At 72.8% G+C, this 16,198-nt stretch carries 16 protein-coding genes; 8 read left to right on the plus strand and 8 right to left on the minus strand.

Annotated features, from left to right (window positions below):
- Window positions 1-546: DUF5996 family protein (locus E4P40_RS20360; RefSeq protein WP_245160465.1), on the plus strand; the 546-nt coding region annotated here is incomplete at its 5' end.
- Window positions 547-549: 3 nt separating this feature from the next.
- Here the strand turns inward: E4P40_RS20360 and E4P40_RS20365 are convergent.
- Window positions 550-2,262 carry a helicase gene (locus tag E4P40_RS20365; RefSeq protein ID WP_135160323.1) on the minus strand — a complete coding sequence of 571 codons (1,713 nt, stop codon included), beginning with the start codon at window positions 2,260-2,262 and terminating at the stop codon, window positions 550-552.
- 67 nt (window positions 2,263-2,329) lie between these two features.
- Between E4P40_RS20365 and E4P40_RS20370 the strand changes: the two genes are divergently transcribed.
- Window positions 2,330-3,184: an alpha/beta fold hydrolase gene (locus E4P40_RS20370; RefSeq protein ID WP_135160324.1), complete on the plus strand. Its 855-nt coding sequence runs from the start codon at window positions 2,330-2,332 to the stop codon at window positions 3,182-3,184.
- Window positions 3,185-3,187: 3 nt separating this feature from the next.
- Here the strand turns inward: E4P40_RS20370 and E4P40_RS20375 are convergent, their stop codons facing one another.
- Together E4P40_RS20375 and E4P40_RS20380 are read right to left on the minus strand one after the other, a co-directional pair.
- Complete coding sequence (locus tag E4P40_RS20375; RefSeq protein WP_135160325.1) at window positions 3,188-4,033, minus strand: ABC transporter permease; 846 nt, start codon at window positions 4,031-4,033, stop codon at window positions 3,188-3,190.
- On the minus strand, window positions 4,030-5,028 hold the full coding sequence (locus tag E4P40_RS20380; RefSeq protein WP_135160326.1) for an ATP-binding cassette domain-containing protein: 999 nt from the start codon (window positions 5,026-5,028) through the stop codon (window positions 4,030-4,032). The genes E4P40_RS20375 and E4P40_RS20380 overlap by 4 nt, the downstream gene beginning before the upstream one ends.
- A gap of 121 nt (window positions 5,029-5,149) precedes the next feature.
- On the opposite strand from E4P40_RS20380, the gene E4P40_RS20385 reads away from it, so the two are divergent.
- The 3 genes from E4P40_RS20385 to E4P40_RS20395 all read left to right on the plus strand — a co-directional run bounded on the left by E4P40_RS20385 (window position 5,150) and on the right by E4P40_RS20395 (window position 7,886).
- On the plus strand, window positions 5,150-5,473 hold the full coding sequence (locus E4P40_RS20385) for a hypothetical protein (RefSeq protein ID WP_135160327.1): 324 nt from the start codon (window positions 5,150-5,152) through the stop codon (window positions 5,471-5,473).
- Window positions 5,474-5,516: 43 nt separating this feature from the next.
- Complete coding sequence (gene pgm / locus E4P40_RS20390) at window positions 5,517-7,151, plus strand: phosphoglucomutase (alpha-D-glucose-1,6-bisphosphate-dependent) (RefSeq protein ID WP_135160328.1); 1,635 nt, start codon at window positions 5,517-5,519, stop codon at window positions 7,149-7,151.
- A gap of 66 nt (window positions 7,152-7,217) precedes the next feature.
- On the plus strand, window positions 7,218-7,886 hold the full coding sequence (locus E4P40_RS20395) for a TetR/AcrR family transcriptional regulator (protein WP_135160329.1): 669 nt from the start codon (window positions 7,218-7,220) through the stop codon (window positions 7,884-7,886).
- Between the two features lie 426 nt (window positions 7,887-8,312).
- Here the strand turns inward: E4P40_RS20395 and E4P40_RS20400 are convergent, their stop codons facing one another.
- The 3 genes from E4P40_RS20400 to E4P40_RS20410 form a co-directional block, all read right to left on the minus strand.
- A complete protein-coding gene (locus E4P40_RS20400; protein WP_135160329.1) occupies window positions 8,313-8,981 on the minus strand; it encodes a TetR/AcrR family transcriptional regulator in 669 nt (222 codons plus the stop codon).
- 66 nt (window positions 8,982-9,047) lie between these two features.
- On the minus strand, window positions 9,048-10,682 hold the full coding sequence (pgm, locus tag E4P40_RS20405) for a phosphoglucomutase (alpha-D-glucose-1,6-bisphosphate-dependent) (protein ID WP_135160328.1): 1,635 nt from the start codon (window positions 10,680-10,682) through the stop codon (window positions 9,048-9,050).
- Window positions 10,683-10,725: 43 nt separating this feature from the next.
- Complete coding sequence (locus E4P40_RS20410; protein WP_135160327.1) at window positions 10,726-11,049, minus strand: hypothetical protein; 324 nt, start codon at window positions 11,047-11,049, stop codon at window positions 10,726-10,728.
- Window positions 11,050-11,170: 121 nt separating this feature from the next.
- On the opposite strand from E4P40_RS20410, the gene E4P40_RS20415 reads away from it, so the two are divergent.
- Together E4P40_RS20415 and E4P40_RS20420 are read left to right on the plus strand one after the other, a co-directional pair.
- A complete protein-coding gene (locus E4P40_RS20415) occupies window positions 11,171-12,169 on the plus strand; it encodes an ATP-binding cassette domain-containing protein (protein WP_135160326.1) in 999 nt (332 codons plus the stop codon).
- Window positions 12,166-13,011 (plus strand): ABC transporter permease, encoded by an 846-nt coding sequence (locus E4P40_RS20420; RefSeq protein WP_135160325.1) that lies wholly within the window; start codon window positions 12,166-12,168, stop codon window positions 13,009-13,011. Before E4P40_RS20415 ends, E4P40_RS20420 begins: the two co-directional genes overlap by 4 nt.
- A 3-nt stretch (window positions 13,012-13,014) precedes the next feature.
- Here the strand turns inward: E4P40_RS20420 and E4P40_RS20425 are convergent, their stop codons facing one another.
- Window positions 13,015-13,869, minus strand: a complete 855-nt coding sequence (locus E4P40_RS20425) for an alpha/beta fold hydrolase (RefSeq protein ID WP_135160324.1) — start codon at window positions 13,867-13,869, stop codon at window positions 13,015-13,017.
- Between the two features lie 67 nt (window positions 13,870-13,936).
- On the opposite strand from E4P40_RS20425, the gene E4P40_RS20430 reads away from it, so the two are divergent.
- The gene (locus E4P40_RS20430; protein WP_135160323.1) at window positions 13,937-15,649 is read left to right on the plus strand and encodes a helicase; all 1,713 of its coding nucleotides are present in this window, start codon (window positions 13,937-13,939) and stop codon (window positions 15,647-15,649) included.
- A gap of 3 nt (window positions 15,650-15,652) precedes the next feature.
- Here the strand turns inward: E4P40_RS20430 and E4P40_RS20435 are convergent.
- Window positions 15,653-16,198, minus strand: a 546-nt coding sequence (locus tag E4P40_RS20435; RefSeq protein WP_245160465.1) for a DUF5996 family protein, incomplete at its 5' end; no start/stop codon positions are given.

Consider the following 16,198-nt stretch of genomic DNA (forward strand, 5'->3'; position numbering starts at 1 on the left):
TTCCCCGACGACCGGGAGCACGCCGCGTACGACCCGGAGGCGGTGCACCGCTTCTGGCAGGCGCTGGTGCAGATGACGCGCGTCTTCACCGTGTTCCGCGACCGGTTCGTCGGCAAGGCCAGCCCGGTGCACCTGTTCTGGGGCGCTCTCGACCTCGCCACGACCCGGTTCTCCGGCCGCACCGCGCCCGACCACCCCGGCGGGGCGCCGAACTGCGGTCCGCACGTGATGCTCGAGGCCTACTCCCACGAGGTCAGCAGCTGCGGCTACTGGCCCGGCGGGCCGGGCGAGGAGGGCGTCTTCTACAGCTACGCCTATCCCGAGCCGGCCGGCTTCCGGCAGTACGCCGACCTGCCCGAGGGCGCCCGCTGGGACGACGAGCTCAGCGAGTTCGTGCTGCCCTACGAGCACGTGCGCACGGCTCCGGACCCCGACGCGCTGCTGCTGGACTTCCTGCAGCGCACGTACGAGGCCGCGGCGGACGGCGCGCAGTGGGACCGGGCCTCCCTGGAGCGGACGGACGGCGGTCGGTTTCCCCGTCGGTGAGTGCTACTCGGTCAAGGCCGCTGCGGGCAGCCAGTCGGCGTCGAGCAGCTCGGCGATCTCCCGCAGGGAGGACGTGTCCGCGCCGGCGGCCGAGCCGCTGACCGCGAGCCGCTCGACCATGACCCGCGCGACCTGCTCCTCGACGGTGTCCTCGGCGAAGGCGATCCGCCACGGCGAGGTCTGCCCGTCGCGGTGCGTACGACCGGTGACCTGACGGGCCTGGATGCCCGAGAACCGCGGCTGGTGGAACAGCCCGACCCGCGGAGGGGCCGATGCCGGGCGGCCGTCGGGGAGCGTCTCGCCGGCGTGCAGGCTGATCGAGGCGGTCACGGTGAACACGCAGACCATCGCCTCGCCGCGCTGGAACCGGAGCCGTTCGGCCTCCACATCGAACCGGTCGCGGCCGTAGATGCCCGCCACCGGGACGCCCGCGTCGAGCAGGGCCTCGCGGATCGGGTCGGCGGCGGTCTCCACGAACTCCACCGAGACGGCGACCTGCCGCTCGGCCTCGACCTGCGCCTTCACCCAGTCGACGGTCGCCTGCACGCGGATGAGGCCGGCCTTCTGGCGGAACCGCATCAGCGCGGCGCGGCCCTTCGCGCTCTGCCGAGCCTTGCGGGCCAGTTGCATCTCGGCGCGGAACTCCGACCACTCCGACTCGTAAGCGGCCCGCTCGGCCGGCGTCAGGGCGACCGGCGTGCCGGTGACCGACACCGGCCCCCAGGGCGCGGGGCGGTGCAGCGTGGCCGGCGGATCGGTGTCGGCCAGCCAGCCCTGCAGCCGGGCCAGATCGGCTCGCCGGGCGTCGGCGTCCTCGGTCCACTCCCAGCCGTAGCGGCCACGTTCCACGTGGAACCCGTGCGCGGAGAGCTTCTTCGGGAGGTCGGCCCAGTCCTTGTGCGGCTCGGCATGGCGGACGGCGAACTCGGAGGCGAGGTAGGGCAGCTCGAGGGGTGTGTGCGCCGGGGTCGCGGTCGCGGCCAGCACGTAGGGGGCGTCCTTGACCCGCGCGGCCCCGGACACCGCCTTCCAGTGCTTCCACCGCTGCGTCGTCGTGTGCCGGACCATGTGCGCCTCGTCGGCGACGACGACGTCGAACCGCAGCTTCGACACCTTCGCCAAGCGGTCCCAGGTCGTGACGCACCAGCGGATGCCCCCGTCGCCGAACCCGGCGATCGAGCGCGCCCAGTGCGGGATGGTGATGGCCGCCGGGCGGTCGGCGACGACCAGCACGGTGCGGACGTCGCGCTGCTCGGCGACCGCCTTCACCGCCAGGATCGCCGTGCCGGTCTTGCCGACGCCGGGGTCGTCGCCGAGCAGGAAGACCCGGCCGCCGGCGGCCGCGTGGGCGGCCACCACGTCGGCGCCGTCGCACTGCTGGTCGCGCGGGGTCATCGGCCGGGCCATCGGCAGGGGACGCGGCTTCTCGTTCAGCTCGTCCTCGAGGAACCGCTCGAAGCTGTACGGCGGCGGGTCGTAGGGCGCCAGCTCGGTCGGGAGCTCCTTCCCCACCCACACGTGGGCCTGCAGGCCCGGGTGCCACTGCGCGCCGGGCGCCGGTGCCCGGAAGGGGACGGCGAGGACCCACACGCGCTCCCCCGGCCCGGCGGCCGGGAGCTCGGGCGCGGGCTTCCTGGTGCGCTTCGGCGTCGTCGTCCGCCTCGTGCTGGTGGTGCTCGTCCGGCTGGTGGTGGTGCGCCGCCGTCGTCCCGGCATGGATCTCCCCCTCGTCCCGGAGCACGGTAAGCGGCGGCACCGACGGAACGTCTGATGGAATCGCCGGGTGACGGACGACGGCGGCAACGACGAGCGCCTCGCCGCACGCACGCTGGGGGACTCCGGCCCGGACGTCGTCTTCGTCCACGGGCTCTTCGGCCAGGGCAAGAACTGGACGACGATCGCCAAGGGGCTGGCCGACCGCCACCGCGTCACCCTGCTCGACCTGCCCAACCACGGGCACTCGCCGTGGACCGACCGCGTCGACTACCTCGACATGGCCGAGCTGGTCGCCACCGAGCTCGAGCACCTGGGCGCGCCGGTCACCCTCGTGGGCCACTCGATGGGCGGCAAGGTCGCGATGCAGCTGGCCCTGCGCCGACCGGAGCTGCTGCGCGCGCTGGTGGTCGTGGACGTCGCGCCGGTGACCTATCCGCCGCAGGGCGGCCGGACGGACGACCCGGACGAGGAGGCCTCCCCCTTCGCCGCCTTCATCGAGGCCATGCGCGGCATGGATCTCGCTGCCCTCACCAGCCGCGACGAGGCCGACCAGGCACTACGCACCGCCGTCCCCAGCCGGATGGTGCGCAGCTTCCTCCTGCAGAGCCTCGTCCGGGAGGAGCCAGGCACGGGCAGCGGCTGGCGCTGGCGGCTCAACCTCGAGCTGCTCGAACGGGATCTCGGTGAGCTGCGCGGCTTCCCCGAGCCCCCGCCCGGCGCGTCCTTCGACGGGCCGGTGCTGTGGATCGCCGGGGCGAACTCCACCTACGTCCTGCCGGAGGACCGGCCGCACATGGACGCACTGTTCCCCGCCACCCGGCTGGTGCGGATCAAGGACGCCGGCCACTGGGTGCACAGCGAGCAGCCGGAGACCTTCCTGACCACCCTGAGGTTGTTCCTGGAGCGGGTCGAGGGGACCTGAGGGTCAGTCGCGGGACCGGCGGCGGAACGCGGCGACCGCCAGCGGTGCGAAGAGTGCCGTCAGCACGAGCGACCAGGCGACCGAGACCGGTACCGCGTGCTGCAGCGGCCATGCGGCGTCCGCCGGCGCCGGTGGGGCGTTCCCCCAGAGTTCCCGGCACGCCTGGGTCACCGCGGAGACGGGGTTCCACTCGGCGATGGCGCGCAGCCACGCCGGCATGCTCTCCGTCGGGGCGAACGTGTTGGCGACGAAGGTGAGCGGGAACATCACCGTGAACATGAAGCCCTGCACGGCCTCGACGGTCCGCATGATGGAGCCGACCCAGATGCCCAGCCAGATCAGGGCGAACCCGAAGAGCAGCAGCAGCAGGAACCCCAGGACGCCGTCGACGACGCCGTTGCGGATCCGCCAGCCGATGAGCAGCCCCGTCAGCCCCATGACGGCGACGCCGATGCTGGAGTGGATCAGGCTGGAGATGCTGCGGCCCACCAGCACCGACGAGCGCGGGATCGGCAGCGACTTGAAGCGGTCGACGATCCCCTTCTGCAGGTCGCTGGTCAGGCCCATGGCCACGATCGCCGAGGAGAACACCATGGTCTGGACCATGATCCCGGGCAGCAGGAACTCCCGGTAGTTCGAGCCGGCGACGGCGATCGCCCCGCCGAACACGTAGGCGAACAGCAGCACGAACATGACCGACTGCACGGTGACGTCGAGCAGCATCTCCGGCATCCGCCGGATGTGCACGAGGTTGCGCCAGACGATGGTGGAGGACGCCCGCAGCAGCGACGGCGGCGAGATCGGCGGCCGGGTGACCGGTTGCACCGTGGTGGTCTGGATGGTCGTCACTGCGCGGCTCCCTCGGTCGTGCGGTCGGACCCCGCTGGGGCATCGGGGGACTCGTTCTCTGCGCGGTGCCCGGTGAGGTGCAGGAAGACGTCGTCGAGGCTGGGACGGGCGAGACCCAGGTCGTCCAGCTCGATGCCGCTGGTCTCGAAGACCGCGGCGATCCTCGTCATGTCGCCGAGCCCGCCGGCCTGCGCCGTCAGCCGGCGGCTGCCCCGCTCGATGTGCACCTCCGGGGAGAACGGGCGCATCAGCTCCGCCGCCTGCTCGAGGTCGGACCCGTGGGTCAGCGTCACGACGACACTGGCCCGCCCCGCCTGGTCCTTGAGCTGCGTCGGCGTCCCGGCGGCGATGACCCGGCCCTTGTCGACCACGACGATCTCGTCGGCCAGGTGGTCGGCCTCCTCCAGGTACTGCGTGGTCAGCACCAGCGTCGTCCCCTCGTCCACGAGCTCCCGGAGGACGGCCCAGAGACCGGACCGGCTCTGCGGGTCCAGTCCGGTGGTCGGCTCGTCGAGGAAGAGGATCGGGGGCGCGGCCAGGAGGCTCACCGCCAGGTCGAGGCGGCGGCGCATGCCGCCGGAGTAGGTCTTCGCCATCCGGTCGGCGGCGTCGGTGAGGTCGAACCGGTCGAACAGGCGCTCGGTCGCCTCCCGGACGTACTTCTTCGGCAGGCCGTACAGGGCACCGATCAGCTTGAGGTTCTCGCGCCCGGTCAGGATCTCGTCGACCGTGGCCGCCTGACCGGTGAGCCCCATGCTGCGGCGGACCTCGGTCGGCTGCCGGAGGATGTCGAACCCGGCGACGCGACCGGTGCCGCTCGTCGGCACGCTCAGCGTGGTGAGCATGCGGACGAGCGTCGTCTTTCCGGCGCCGTTCGGACCCAGCAGGCCGAGGACCGTGCCGCCGGGGACGACGAAGCTCACGCCGTCCACCGCCCGGGTGTCGCCGAAGTGCTTGACCAGGTCGACGGCCTCGACCGCCGGAGTCGCGCTCATGCGGGCATCGTCGTCCCCGGTACCGACAATTCGACGGTGGTCCCGCCACGCTTCGTCATGCGTGCAGCATGCGACCCCGGATGCAGGGGAGGGCAAGCGATTTCTGCGTCAGAATCGGTGCATGGACGACCCCCGGGTACCCGACGCGTGCACGCTGCCGACCGCGGAGCAGCCGGTCCGCATCGCCGAGTTCGGCGACCTGTTCGCCGCCGGCCTGCGCCGCGTCGACCGGGCGGGCCCCACCCACCTGGTGCTCGCGTTCGATCCTTCCCGCGTGGCGGCCGACACCGTGCGGGACCTCGCGGCGCGGGAGTCGCTGTGCTGCTCGTTCTTCACGTTCACGGTGACCGAGCCGCCCGGGGAGCTGGTCCTCGACGTCGTCGTCCCCCAGGCCCGCGTCCCGGTGCTGGACGGCCTCGCGGCCATGGCCCGTCGGGGCGCCTGAGCCCCGGTCGCGCGTGCGGTGTGCGGCGCGCCAAGATCAGCGCATGAGCGACCCTCGTGCCGGCCAGCCCGCGCAGCCCAGTGACCTGGTCGACGTCGCCGCGCTGGTCACCGCCTACTACACGACCGAGCCCGACCCCGCCGAACCCTCCCAGCAGGTCGCGTTCGGCACGTCCGGGCACCGCGGGTCGAGCTTCGACGCCGCCTTCAACGAGGCGCACATCCTGGCGACGACGCAGGCGATCTGCGAGTACCGGGCACAGCAGGGCGTCGACGGGCCACTGTTCATCGGCCGGGACACCCACGGCCTCTCCGAGCCCGCCTGGGCCACGGCGCTGGAGGTGCTCGCCGCCAACGACGTGACGGTGCTGGTGGACGCCGGCGACCGGTACACCCCCACCCCCGCCGTGAGCCACGCGATCCTGCGCACCAATCGCGGGAAGGCCGCCGGCCTGGCCGACGGCATCGTCGTCACGCCGTCGCACAACCCGCCCCGGGACGGCGGCTTCAAGTACAACCCGCCCAGCGGCGGCCCCGCCGACACCGACGCCACCGGCTGGATCGCCGGCCGGGCCAACGACCTGCTCCGCGCCGGGCTCAGCGGGGTCCGGCGGGTGCCCCTGGACCAGGCGCGGGCGGCGGCCGAGAGCTACGACTTCCTCGGCACGTACGTCGACGACCTGCCGAACGTCGTCGACGTCGACACCATCCGGAGCGCCGGCGTGCGGATCGGGGCCGATCCGCTTGGGGGTGCCAGCGTCGACTACTGGGGCGAGATCGCCGACCGGCACGGCCTCGACCTCACCGTCGTCAACCCGGCCGTCGACCCCACCTGGCGCTTCATGACGCTCGACTGGGACGGCAAGATCCGGATGGACTGCTCGTCGCCGGCCGCCATGGCCTCCCTGGTCGGCCGCAAGGACGAGTTCCAGATCGCCACCGGGAACGACGCGGACGCCGACCGCCACGGCATCGTCACTCCGGACGGCGGCCTCTTGAACCCCAATCACTTCCTCGCGGTGGCGATCGCCTACCTGCTGAGCCACCGGCCGCACTGGGGGAAGGACACCGCCGTCGGCAAGACGCTGGTCTCGAGCTCGCTCATCGACCGCGTGGTCGCCGACCTGGACCGCCGGCTGATCGAGGTGCCGGTCGGGTTCAAGTGGTTCGTACCGGGCCTGCTCGACGGCACGGTCGGCTTCGGTGGCGAGGAGTCCGCCGGCGCCTCCTTCCTGCGCCACGACGGCAGCGTCTGGACGACGGACAAGGACGGCATCCTGCTCGCACTGCTGGCCAGCGAGATCCAGGCCGTGACGGGCCGGTCGCCGTCCAGGCTGCACCGCCAGCTCACCGACCACTTCGGGGAGTCGGCGTACGCCCGGGTCGACGCCCCGGCCACCCGCGAGGAGAAGGCCGCGCTCGGCAAGCTCGCGCCCGAGTCGGTCACCGCGACCGAGCTGGCCGGCGAGCCGATCGTCGCGAAGCTGACGCGGGCGCCCGGTAACGACGCCTCCATCGGCGGGCTCAAGGTGACGACGGAGAACGCGTGGTTCGCGGCCCGCCCGTCCGGGACCGAGGACGTCTACAAGATCTACGCGGAGTCGTTCAAGGGCGCCGACCACCTCGCGCAGGTGCAGGAGGAGGCCCGGGCGGTCGTCGCGGGCGCCCTCGGCAGCTGAGAATCCCGGCATATCCGATGCACTGATGCATCGGATGCACGGCTGTATCGAATACAGTCCTGCATCGTGAGCAGGGACGAGCTGGACCGCCCCAAGCGACGGCGGACGGAGACCGTCGAGCGCCTGCTCGACGCCGCCTTCGAGACCTTCGCGGAGATCGGCTTCGCCGCCGCGAGCGTCGAGGACATCTGCCGGCGGGGCGGGTTCACCCGCGGCGCCTTCTACTCCAGCTTCACGACCAAGGACGAGCTCTTCGGGGCCCTGTTCGCCCGCGAGACGGCGCGCAACCTCGCCCTGGCCGAGGAGCGGCTGGCCGGCATCGAGTCGGAGGCGGACCCCGTCTCCGCGGCGGTGAAGCGCTGCCTGTCGACGTTCCGGGCCGACCGCACCTGGGTGCTCGTGCACACCGAGTACGCCCTCTATGCGACGCGGCACCCCGAGGCTGCCGCCGCGCTGCGGCGCCATGCCGAGGAGCTGCACCGCCGGCTGACCGCCCTGATCGAGACCGCCTCCGCCAGGGCCGGCATCCGGCTCACGCTCCCCGCGAACCGCCTCGCCCGCATCGTCCTGGCCCTCCACGACGGTGTCGTCATCCGCGAGGTGCTCGGCGGGGGAGCGGTGCCCTCCGCCGGCGACCGGGCCGCCTCCGACCTCGAGCGCACCGCGCTCCTCCTGCTCCTGCGCTCCGCGACCACGGCCCGCGACCCGGCCCGTGCCCCCTCCACCGACGACTGAGGTCCCTCTCCCATGGCAACGCTCCTCGCCCGGCTCGGCCGCGGCTCCTTCCGCCACCGCGGGCTCGTCTCGGTCGCCTGGCTGGCGGTCCTCGGTGCCGTCGTGGCGCTGCTCCTCACGCTCGGCAACTCCTTCGACGACGAGTTCTCCATCCCCGGCTCGGAGTCGCAGGACGCTCTCGACCAGCTCGACGCGGCCTCGCCAGGTGCGGCCGGCGTGGGCGCGCAGATCGTGTTCGTCGCCCCCGACGGGCAGACGGTCCTCGACCCCGCGGTCGCCGGGGTGGTCGAGCAGGTCGTCGCCGAGCGTGAGGAGCAGCGCCACGACGGCACCGAGGACCGCCAGCCAGGCGACCGAGACGAGCCCGCGGTGGCGGAAGGAGCCGCGGCCGAGCCGGGCGAGGAGCGTTGCCATGGGAGAGGGACCTCAGTCGTCGGTGGAGGGGGCACGGGCCGGGTCGCGGGCCGTGGTCGCGGAGCGCAGGAGCAGGAGGAGCGCGGTGCGCTCGAGGTCGGAGGCGGCCCGGTCGCCGGCGGAGGGCACCGCTCCCCCGCCGAGCACCTCGCGGATGACGACACCGTCGTGGAGGGCCAGGACGATGCGGGCGAGGCGGTTCGCGGGGAGCGTGAGCCGGATGCCGGCCCTGGCGGAGGCGGTCTCGATCAGGGCGGTCAGCCGGCGGTGCAGCTCCTCGGCATGGCGCCGCAGCGCGGCGGCAGCCTCGGGGTGCCGCGTCGCATAGAGGGCGTACTCGGTGTGCACGAGCACCCAGGTGCGGTCGGCCCGGAACGTCGACAGGCAGCGCTTCACCGCCGCGGAGACGGGGTCCGCCTCCGACTCGATGCCGGCCAGCCGCTCCTCGGCCAGGGCGAGGTTGCGCGCCGTCTCGCGGGCGAACAGGGCCCCGAAGAGCTCGTCCTTGGTCGTGAAGCTGGAGTAGAAGGCGCCGCGGGTGAACCCGCCCCGCCGGCAGATGTCCTCGACGCTCGCGGCGGCGAAGCCGATCTCCGCGAAGGTCTCGAAGGCGGCGTCGAGCAGGCGCTCGACGGTCTCCGTCCGCCGTCGCTTGGGGCGGTCCAGCTCGTCCCTGCTCACGATGCAGGACTGTATTCGATACAGCCGTGCATCCGATGCATCAGTGCATCGGATATGCCGGGATTCTCAGCTGCCGAGGGCGCCCGCGACGACCGCCCGGGCCTCCTCCTGCACCTGCGCGAGGTGGTCGGCGCCCTTGAACGACTCCGCGTAGATCTTGTAGACGTCCTCGGTCCCGGACGGGCGGGCCGCGAACCACGCGTTCTCCGTCGTCACCTTGAGCCCGCCGATGGAGGCGTCGTTACCGGGCGCCCGCGTCAGCTTCGCGACGATCGGCTCGCCGGCCAGCTCGGTCGCGGTGACCGACTCGGGCGCGAGCTTGCCGAGCGCGGCCTTCTCCTCGCGGGTGGCCGGGGCGTCGACCCGGGCGTACGCCGACTCCCCGAAGTGGTCGGTGAGCTGGCGGTGCAGCCTGGACGGCGACCGGCCCGTCACGGCCTGGATCTCGCTGGCCAGCAGTGCGAGCAGGATGCCGTCCTTGTCCGTCGTCCAGACGCTGCCGTCGTGGCGCAGGAAGGAGGCGCCGGCGGACTCCTCGCCACCGAAGCCGACCGTGCCGTCGAGCAGGCCCGGTACGAACCACTTGAACCCGACCGGCACCTCGATCAGCCGGCGGTCCAGGTCGGCGACCACGCGGTCGATGAGCGAGCTCGAGACCAGCGTCTTGCCGACGGCGGTGTCCTTCCCCCAGTGCGGCCGGTGGCTCAGCAGGTAGGCGATCGCCACCGCGAGGAAGTGATTGGGGTTCAAGAGGCCGCCGTCCGGAGTGACGATGCCGTGGCGGTCGGCGTCCGCGTCGTTCCCGGTGGCGATCTGGAACTCGTCCTTGCGGCCGACCAGGGAGGCCATGGCGGCCGGCGACGAGCAGTCCATCCGGATCTTGCCGTCCCAGTCGAGCGTCATGAAGCGCCAGGTGGGGTCGACGGCCGGGTTGACGACGGTGAGGTCGAGGCCGTGCCGGTCGGCGATCTCGCCCCAGTAGTCGACGCTGGCACCCCCAAGCGGATCGGCCCCGATCCGCACGCCGGCGCTCCGGATGGTGTCGACGTCGACGACGTTCGGCAGGTCGTCGACGTACGTGCCGAGGAAGTCGTAGCTCTCGGCCGCCGCCCGCGCCTGGTCCAGGGGCACCCGCCGGACCCCGCTGAGCCCGGCGCGGAGCAGGTCGTTGGCCCGGCCGGCGATCCAGCCGGTGGCGTCGGTGTCGGCGGGGCCGCCGCTGGGCGGGTTGTACTTGAAGCCGCCGTCCCGGGGCGGGTTGTGCGACGGCGTGACGACGATGCCGTCGGCCAGGCCGGCGGCCTTCCCGCGATTGGTGCGCAGGATCGCGTGGCTCACGGCGGGGGTGGGGGTGTACCGGTCGCCGGCGTCCACCAGCACCGTCACGTCGTTGGCGGCGAGCACCTCCAGCGCCGTGGCCCAGGCGGGCTCGGAGAGGCCGTGGGTGTCCCGGCCGATGAACAGTGGCCCGTCGACGCCCTGCTGTGCCCGGTACTCGCAGATCGCCTGCGTCGTCGCCAGGATGTGCGCCTCGTTGAAGGCGGCGTCGAAGCTCGACCCGCGGTGCCCGGACGTGCCGAACGCGACCTGCTGGGAGGGTTCGGCGGGGTCGGGCTCGGTCGTGTAGTAGGCGGTGACCAGCGCGGCGACGTCGACCAGGTCACTGGGCTGCGCGGGCTGGCCGGCACGAGGGTCGCTCATGCGCTGATCTTGGCGCGCCGCACACCGCACGCGCGACCGGGGCTCAGGCGCCCCGACGGGCCATGGCCGCGAGGCCGTCCAGCACCGGGACGCGGGCCTGGGGGACGACGACGTCGAGGACCAGCTCCCCGGGCGGCTCGGTCACCGTGAACGTGAAGAACGAGCAGCACAGCGACTCCCGCGCCGCGAGGTCCCGCACGGTGTCGGCCGCCACGCGGGAAGGATCGAACGCGAGCACCAGGTGGGTGGGGCCCGCCCGGTCGACGCGGCGCAGGCCGGCGGCGAACAGGTCGCCGAACTCGGCGATGCGGACCGGCTGCTCCGCGGTCGGCAGCGTGCACGCGTCGGGTACCCGGGGGTCGTCCATGCACCGATTCTGACGCAGAAATCGCTTGCCCTCCCCTGCATCCGGGGTCGCATGCTGCACGCATGACGAAGCGTGGCGGGACCACCGTCGAATTGTCGGTACCGGGGACGACGATGCCCGCATGAGCGCGACTCCGGCGGTCGAGGCCGTCGACCTGGTCAAGCACTTCGGCGACACCCGGGCGGTGGACGGCGTGAGCTTCGTCGTCCCCGGCGGCACGGTCCTCGGCCTGCTGGGTCCGAACGGCGCCGGAAAGACGACGCTCGTCCGCATGCTCACCACGCTGAGCGTGCCGACGAGCGGCACCGGTCGCGTCGCCGGGTTCGACATCCTCCGGCAGCCGACCGAGGTCCGCCGCAGCATGGGGCTCACCGGTCAGGCGGCCACGGTCGACGAGATCCTGACCGGGCGCGAGAACCTCAAGCTGATCGGTGCCCTGTACGGCCTGCCGAAGAAGTACGTCCGGGAGGCGACCGAGCGCCTGTTCGACCGGTTCGACCTCACCGACGCCGCCGACCGGATGGCGAAGACCTACTCCGGCGGCATGCGCCGCCGCCTCGACCTGGCGGTGAGCCTCCTGGCCGCGCCCCCGATCCTCTTCCTCGACGAGCCGACCACCGGACTGGACCCGCAGAGCCGGTCCGGTCTCTGGGCCGTCCTCCGGGAGCTCGTGGACGAGGGGACGACGCTGGTGCTGACCACGCAGTACCTGGAGGAGGCCGACCACCTGGCCGACGAGATCGTCGTGGTCGACAAGGGCCGGGTCATCGCCGCCGGGACGCCGACGCAGCTCAAGGACCAGGCGGGGCGGGCCAGTGTCGTCGTGACGCTGACCCACGGGTCCGACCTCGAGCAGGCGGCGGAGCTGATGCGCCCGTTCTCCCCGGAGGTGCACATCGAGCGGGGCAGCCGCCGGCTGACGGCGCAGGCCGGCGGGCTCGGCGACATGACGAGGATCGCCGCGGTCTTCGAGACCAGCGGCATCGAGCTGGACGACCTGGGTCTCGCCCGTCCCAGCCTCGACGACGTCTTCCTGCACCTCACCGGGCACCGCGCAGAGAACGAGTCCCCCGATGCCCCAGCGGGGTCCGACCGCACGACCGAGGGAGCCGCGCAGTGACGACCATCCAGACCACCACGGTGCAACCGGTCACCCGGCCGCCGATCTCGCCGCCGTCGCTGCTGCGGGCGTCCTCCACCATCGTCTGGCGCAACCTCGTGCACATCCGGCGGATGCCGGAGATGCTGCTCGACGTCACCGTGCAGTCGGTCATGTTCGTGCTGCTGTTCGCCTACGTGTTCGGCGGGGCGATCGCCGTCGCCGGCTCGAACTACCGGGAGTTCCTGCTGCCCGGGATCATGGTCCAGACCATGGTGTTCTCCTCGGCGATCGTGGCCATGGGCCTGACCAGCGACCTGCAGAAGGGGATCGTCGACCGCTTCAAGTCGCTGCCGATCCCGCGCTCGTCGGTGCTGGTGGGCCGCAGCATCTCCAGCCTGATCCACTCCAGCATCGGCGTCGCCGTCATGGGGCTGACGGGGCTGCTCATCGGCTGGCGGATCCGCAACGGCGTCGTCGACGGCGTCCTGGGGTTCCTGCTGCTGCTGCTCTTCGGGTTCGCCCTGATCTGGCTGGGCATCTGGGTCGGCTCCATCATGCGGACCGTCGAGGCCGTGCAGGGCTTCATGTTCACGGTGATGTTCCCGCTCACCTTCGTCGCCAACACGTTCGCCCCGACGGAGAGCATGCCGGCGTGGCTGCGCGCCATCGCCGAGTGGAACCCCGTCTCCGCGGTGACCCAGGCGTGCCGGGAACTCTGGGGGAACGCCCCACCGGCGCCGGCGGACGCCGCATGGCCGCTGCAGCACGCGGTACCGGTCTCGGTCGCCTGGTCGCTCGTGCTGACGGCACTCTTCGCACCGCTGGCGGTCGCCGCGTTCCGCCGCCGGTCCCGCGACTGACCCTCAGGTCCCCTCGACCCGCTCCAGGAACAACCTCAGGGTGGTCAGGAAGGTCTCCGGCTGCTCGCTGTGCACCCAGTGGCCGGCGTCCTTGATCCGCACCAGCCGGGTGGCGGGGAACAGTGCGTCCATGTGCGGCCGGTCCTCCGGCAGGACGTAGGTGGAGTTCGCCCCGGCGATCCACAGCACCGGCCCGTCGAAGGACGCGCCGGGCGGGGGCTCGGGGAAGCCGCGCAGCTCACCGAGATCCCGTTCGAGCAGCTCGAGGTTGAGCCGCCAGCGCCAGCCGCTGCCCGTGCCTGGCTCCTCCCGGACGAGGCTCTGCAGGAGGAAGCTGCGCACCATCCGGCTGGGGACGGCGGTGCGTAGTGCCTGGTCGGCCTCGTCGCGGCTGGTGAGGGCAGCGAGATCCATGCCGCGCATGGCCTCGATGAAGGCGGCGAAGGGGGAGGCCTCCTCGTCCGGGTCGTCCGTCCGGCCGCCCTGCGGCGGATAGGTCACCGGCGCGACGTCCACGACCACCAGCGCGCGCAGCAGCTCCGGTCGGCGCAGGGCCAGCTGCATCGCGACCTTGCCGCCCATCGAGTGGCCCACGAGGGTGACCGGCGCGCCCAGGTGCTCGAGCTCGGTGGCGACCAGCTCGGCCATGTCGAGGTAGTCGACGCGGTCGGTCCACGGCGAGTGCCCGTGGTTGGGCAGGTCGAGCAGGGTGACGCGGTGGCGGTCGGCCAGCCCCTTGGCGATCGTCGTCCAGTTCTTGCCCTGGCCGAAGAGCCCGTGGACGAAGACGACGTCCGGGCCGGAGTCCCCCAGCGTGCGTGCGGCGAGGCGCTCGTCGTTGCCGCCGTCGTCCGTCACCCGGCGATTCCATCAGACGTTCCGTCGGTGCCGCCGCTTACCGTGCTCCGGGACGAGGGGGAGATCCATGCCGGGACGACGGCGGCGCACCACCACCAGCCGGACGAGCACCACCAGCACGAGGCGGACGACGACGCCGAAGCGCACCAGGAAGCCCGCGCCCGAGCTCCCGGCCGCCGGGCCGGGGGAGCGCGTGTGGGTCCTCGCCGTCCCCTTCCGGGCACCGGCGCCCGGCGCGCAGTGGCACCCGGGCCTGCAGGCCCACGTGTGGGTGGGGAAGGAGCTCCCGACCGAGCTGGCGCCCTACGACCCGCCGCCGTACAGCTTCGAGCGGTTCCTCGAGGACGAGCTGAACGAGAAGCCGCGTCCCCTGCCGATGGCCCGGCCGATGACCCCGCGCGACCAGCAGTGCGACGGCGCCGACGTGGTGGCCGCCCACGCGGCCGCCGGCGGCCGGGTCTTCCTGCTCGGCGACGACCCCGGCGTCGGCAAGACCGGCACGGCGATCCTGGCGGTGAAGGCGGTCGCCGAGCAGCGCGACGTCCGCACCGTGCTGGTCGTCGCCGACCGCCCGGCGGCCATCACCATCCCGCACTGGGCGCGCTCGATCGCCGGGTTCGGCGACGGGGGCATCCGCTGGTGCGTCACGACCTGGGACCGCTTGGCGAAGGTGTCGAAGCTGCGGTTCGACGTCGTCGTCGCCGACGAGGCGCACATGGTCCGGCACACGACGACGCAGCGGTGGAAGCACTGGAAGGCGGTGTCCGGGGCCGCGCGGGTCAAGGACGCCCCCTACGTGCTGGCCGCGACCGCGACCCCGGCGCACACACCCCTCGAGCTGCCCTACCTCGCCTCCGAGTTCGCCGTCCGCCATGCCGAGCCGCACAAGGACTGGGCCGACCTCCCGAAGAAGCTCTCCGCGCACGGGTTCCACGTGGAACGTGGCCGCTACGGCTGGGAGTGGACCGAGGACGCCGACGCCCGGCGAGCCGATCTGGCCCGGCTGCAGGGCTGGCTGGCCGACACCGATCCGCCGGCCACGCTGCACCGCCCCGCGCCCTGGGGGCCGGTGTCGGTCACCGGCACGCCGGTCGCCCTGACGCCGGCCGAGCGGGCCGCTTACGAGTCGGAGTGGTCGGAGTTCCGCGCCGAGATGCAACTGGCCCGCAAGGCTCGGCAGAGCGCGAAGGGCCGCGCCGCGCTGATGCGGTTCCGCCAGAAGGCCGGCCTCATCCGCGTGCAGGCGACCGTCGACTGGGTGAAGGCGCAGGTCGAGGCCGAGCGGCAGGTCGCCGTCTCGGTGGAGTTCGTGGAGACCGCCGCCGACCCGATCCGCGAGGCCCTGCTCGACGCGGGCGTCCCGGTGGCGGGCATCTACGGCCGCGACCGGTTCGATGTGGAGGCCGAACGGCTCCGGTTCCAGCGCGGCGAGGCGATGGTCTGCGTGTTCACCGTGACCGCCTCGATCAGCCTGCACGCCGGCGAGACGCTCCCCGACGGCCGCCCGGCATCGGCCCCTCCGCGGGTCGGGCTGTTCCACCAGCCGCGGTTCTCGGGCATCCAGGCCCGTCAGGTCACCGGTCGTACGCACCGCGACGGGCAGACCTCGCCGTGGCGGATCGCCTTCGCCGAGGACACCGTCGAGGAGCAGGTCGCGCGGGTCATGGTCGAGCGGCTCGCGGTCAGCGGCTCGGCCGCCGGCGCGGACACGTCCTCCCTGCGGGAGATCGCCGAGCTGCTCGACGCCGACTGGCTGCCCGCAGCGGCCTTGACCGAGTAGCACTCACCGACGGGGAAACCGACCGCCGTCCGTCCGCTCCAGGGAGGCCCGGTCCCACTGCGCGCCGTCCGCCGCGGCCTCGTACGTGCGCTGCAGGAAGTCCAGCAGCAGCGCGTCGGGGTCCGGAGCCGTGCGCACGTGCTCGTAGGGCAGCACGAACTCGCTGAGCTCGTCGTCCCAGCGGGCGCCCTCGGGCAGGTCGGCGTACTGCCGGAAGCCGGCCGGCTCGGGATAGGCGTAGCTGTAGAAGACGCCCTCCTCGCCCGGCCCGCCGGGCCAGTAGCCGCAGCTGCTGACCTCGTGGGAGTAGGCCTCGAGCATCACGTGCGGACCGCAGTTCGGCGCCCCGCCGGGGTGGTCGGGCGCGGTGCGGCCGGAGAACCGGGTCGTGGCGAGGTCGAGAGCGCCCCAGAACAGGTGCACCGGGCTGGCCTTGCCGACGAACCGGTCGCGGAACACGGTGAAGACGCGCGTCATCTGCACCAGCGCCTGCCAGAAGCGGTGCACCGCCTCCGGGTCGTACGCGGCGTGCTCCCGGTCGTCGGGGAA

Source organism: Blastococcus sp. CT_GayMR20 (genome assembly GCF_004570345.1).

Coding starts and splice junctions, on each gene's coding strand:
- E4P40_RS20365 (WP_135160323.1), bottom strand. CDS start 2,262: ATGCCGGGACGACGGCGGCGCACCACCACCAGCCGGACGAGCACCACC.
- E4P40_RS20380 (WP_135160326.1), bottom strand. CDS start 5,028: ATGAGCGCGACTCCGGCGGTCGAGGCCGTCGACCTGGTCAAGCACTTC.
- E4P40_RS20385 (WP_135160327.1), top strand. CDS start 5,150: ATGGACGACCCCCGGGTACCCGACGCGTGCACGCTGCCGACCGCGGAG.
- pgm (WP_135160328.1), top strand. CDS start 5,517: ATGAGCGACCCTCGTGCCGGCCAGCCCGCGCAGCCCAGTGACCTGGTC.
- pgm (WP_135160328.1), bottom strand. CDS start 10,682: ATGAGCGACCCTCGTGCCGGCCAGCCCGCGCAGCCCAGTGACCTGGTC.
- E4P40_RS20410 (WP_135160327.1), bottom strand. CDS start 11,049: ATGGACGACCCCCGGGTACCCGACGCGTGCACGCTGCCGACCGCGGAG.
- E4P40_RS20415 (WP_135160326.1), top strand. CDS start 11,171: ATGAGCGCGACTCCGGCGGTCGAGGCCGTCGACCTGGTCAAGCACTTC.
- E4P40_RS20430 (WP_135160323.1), top strand. CDS start 13,937: ATGCCGGGACGACGGCGGCGCACCACCACCAGCCGGACGAGCACCACC.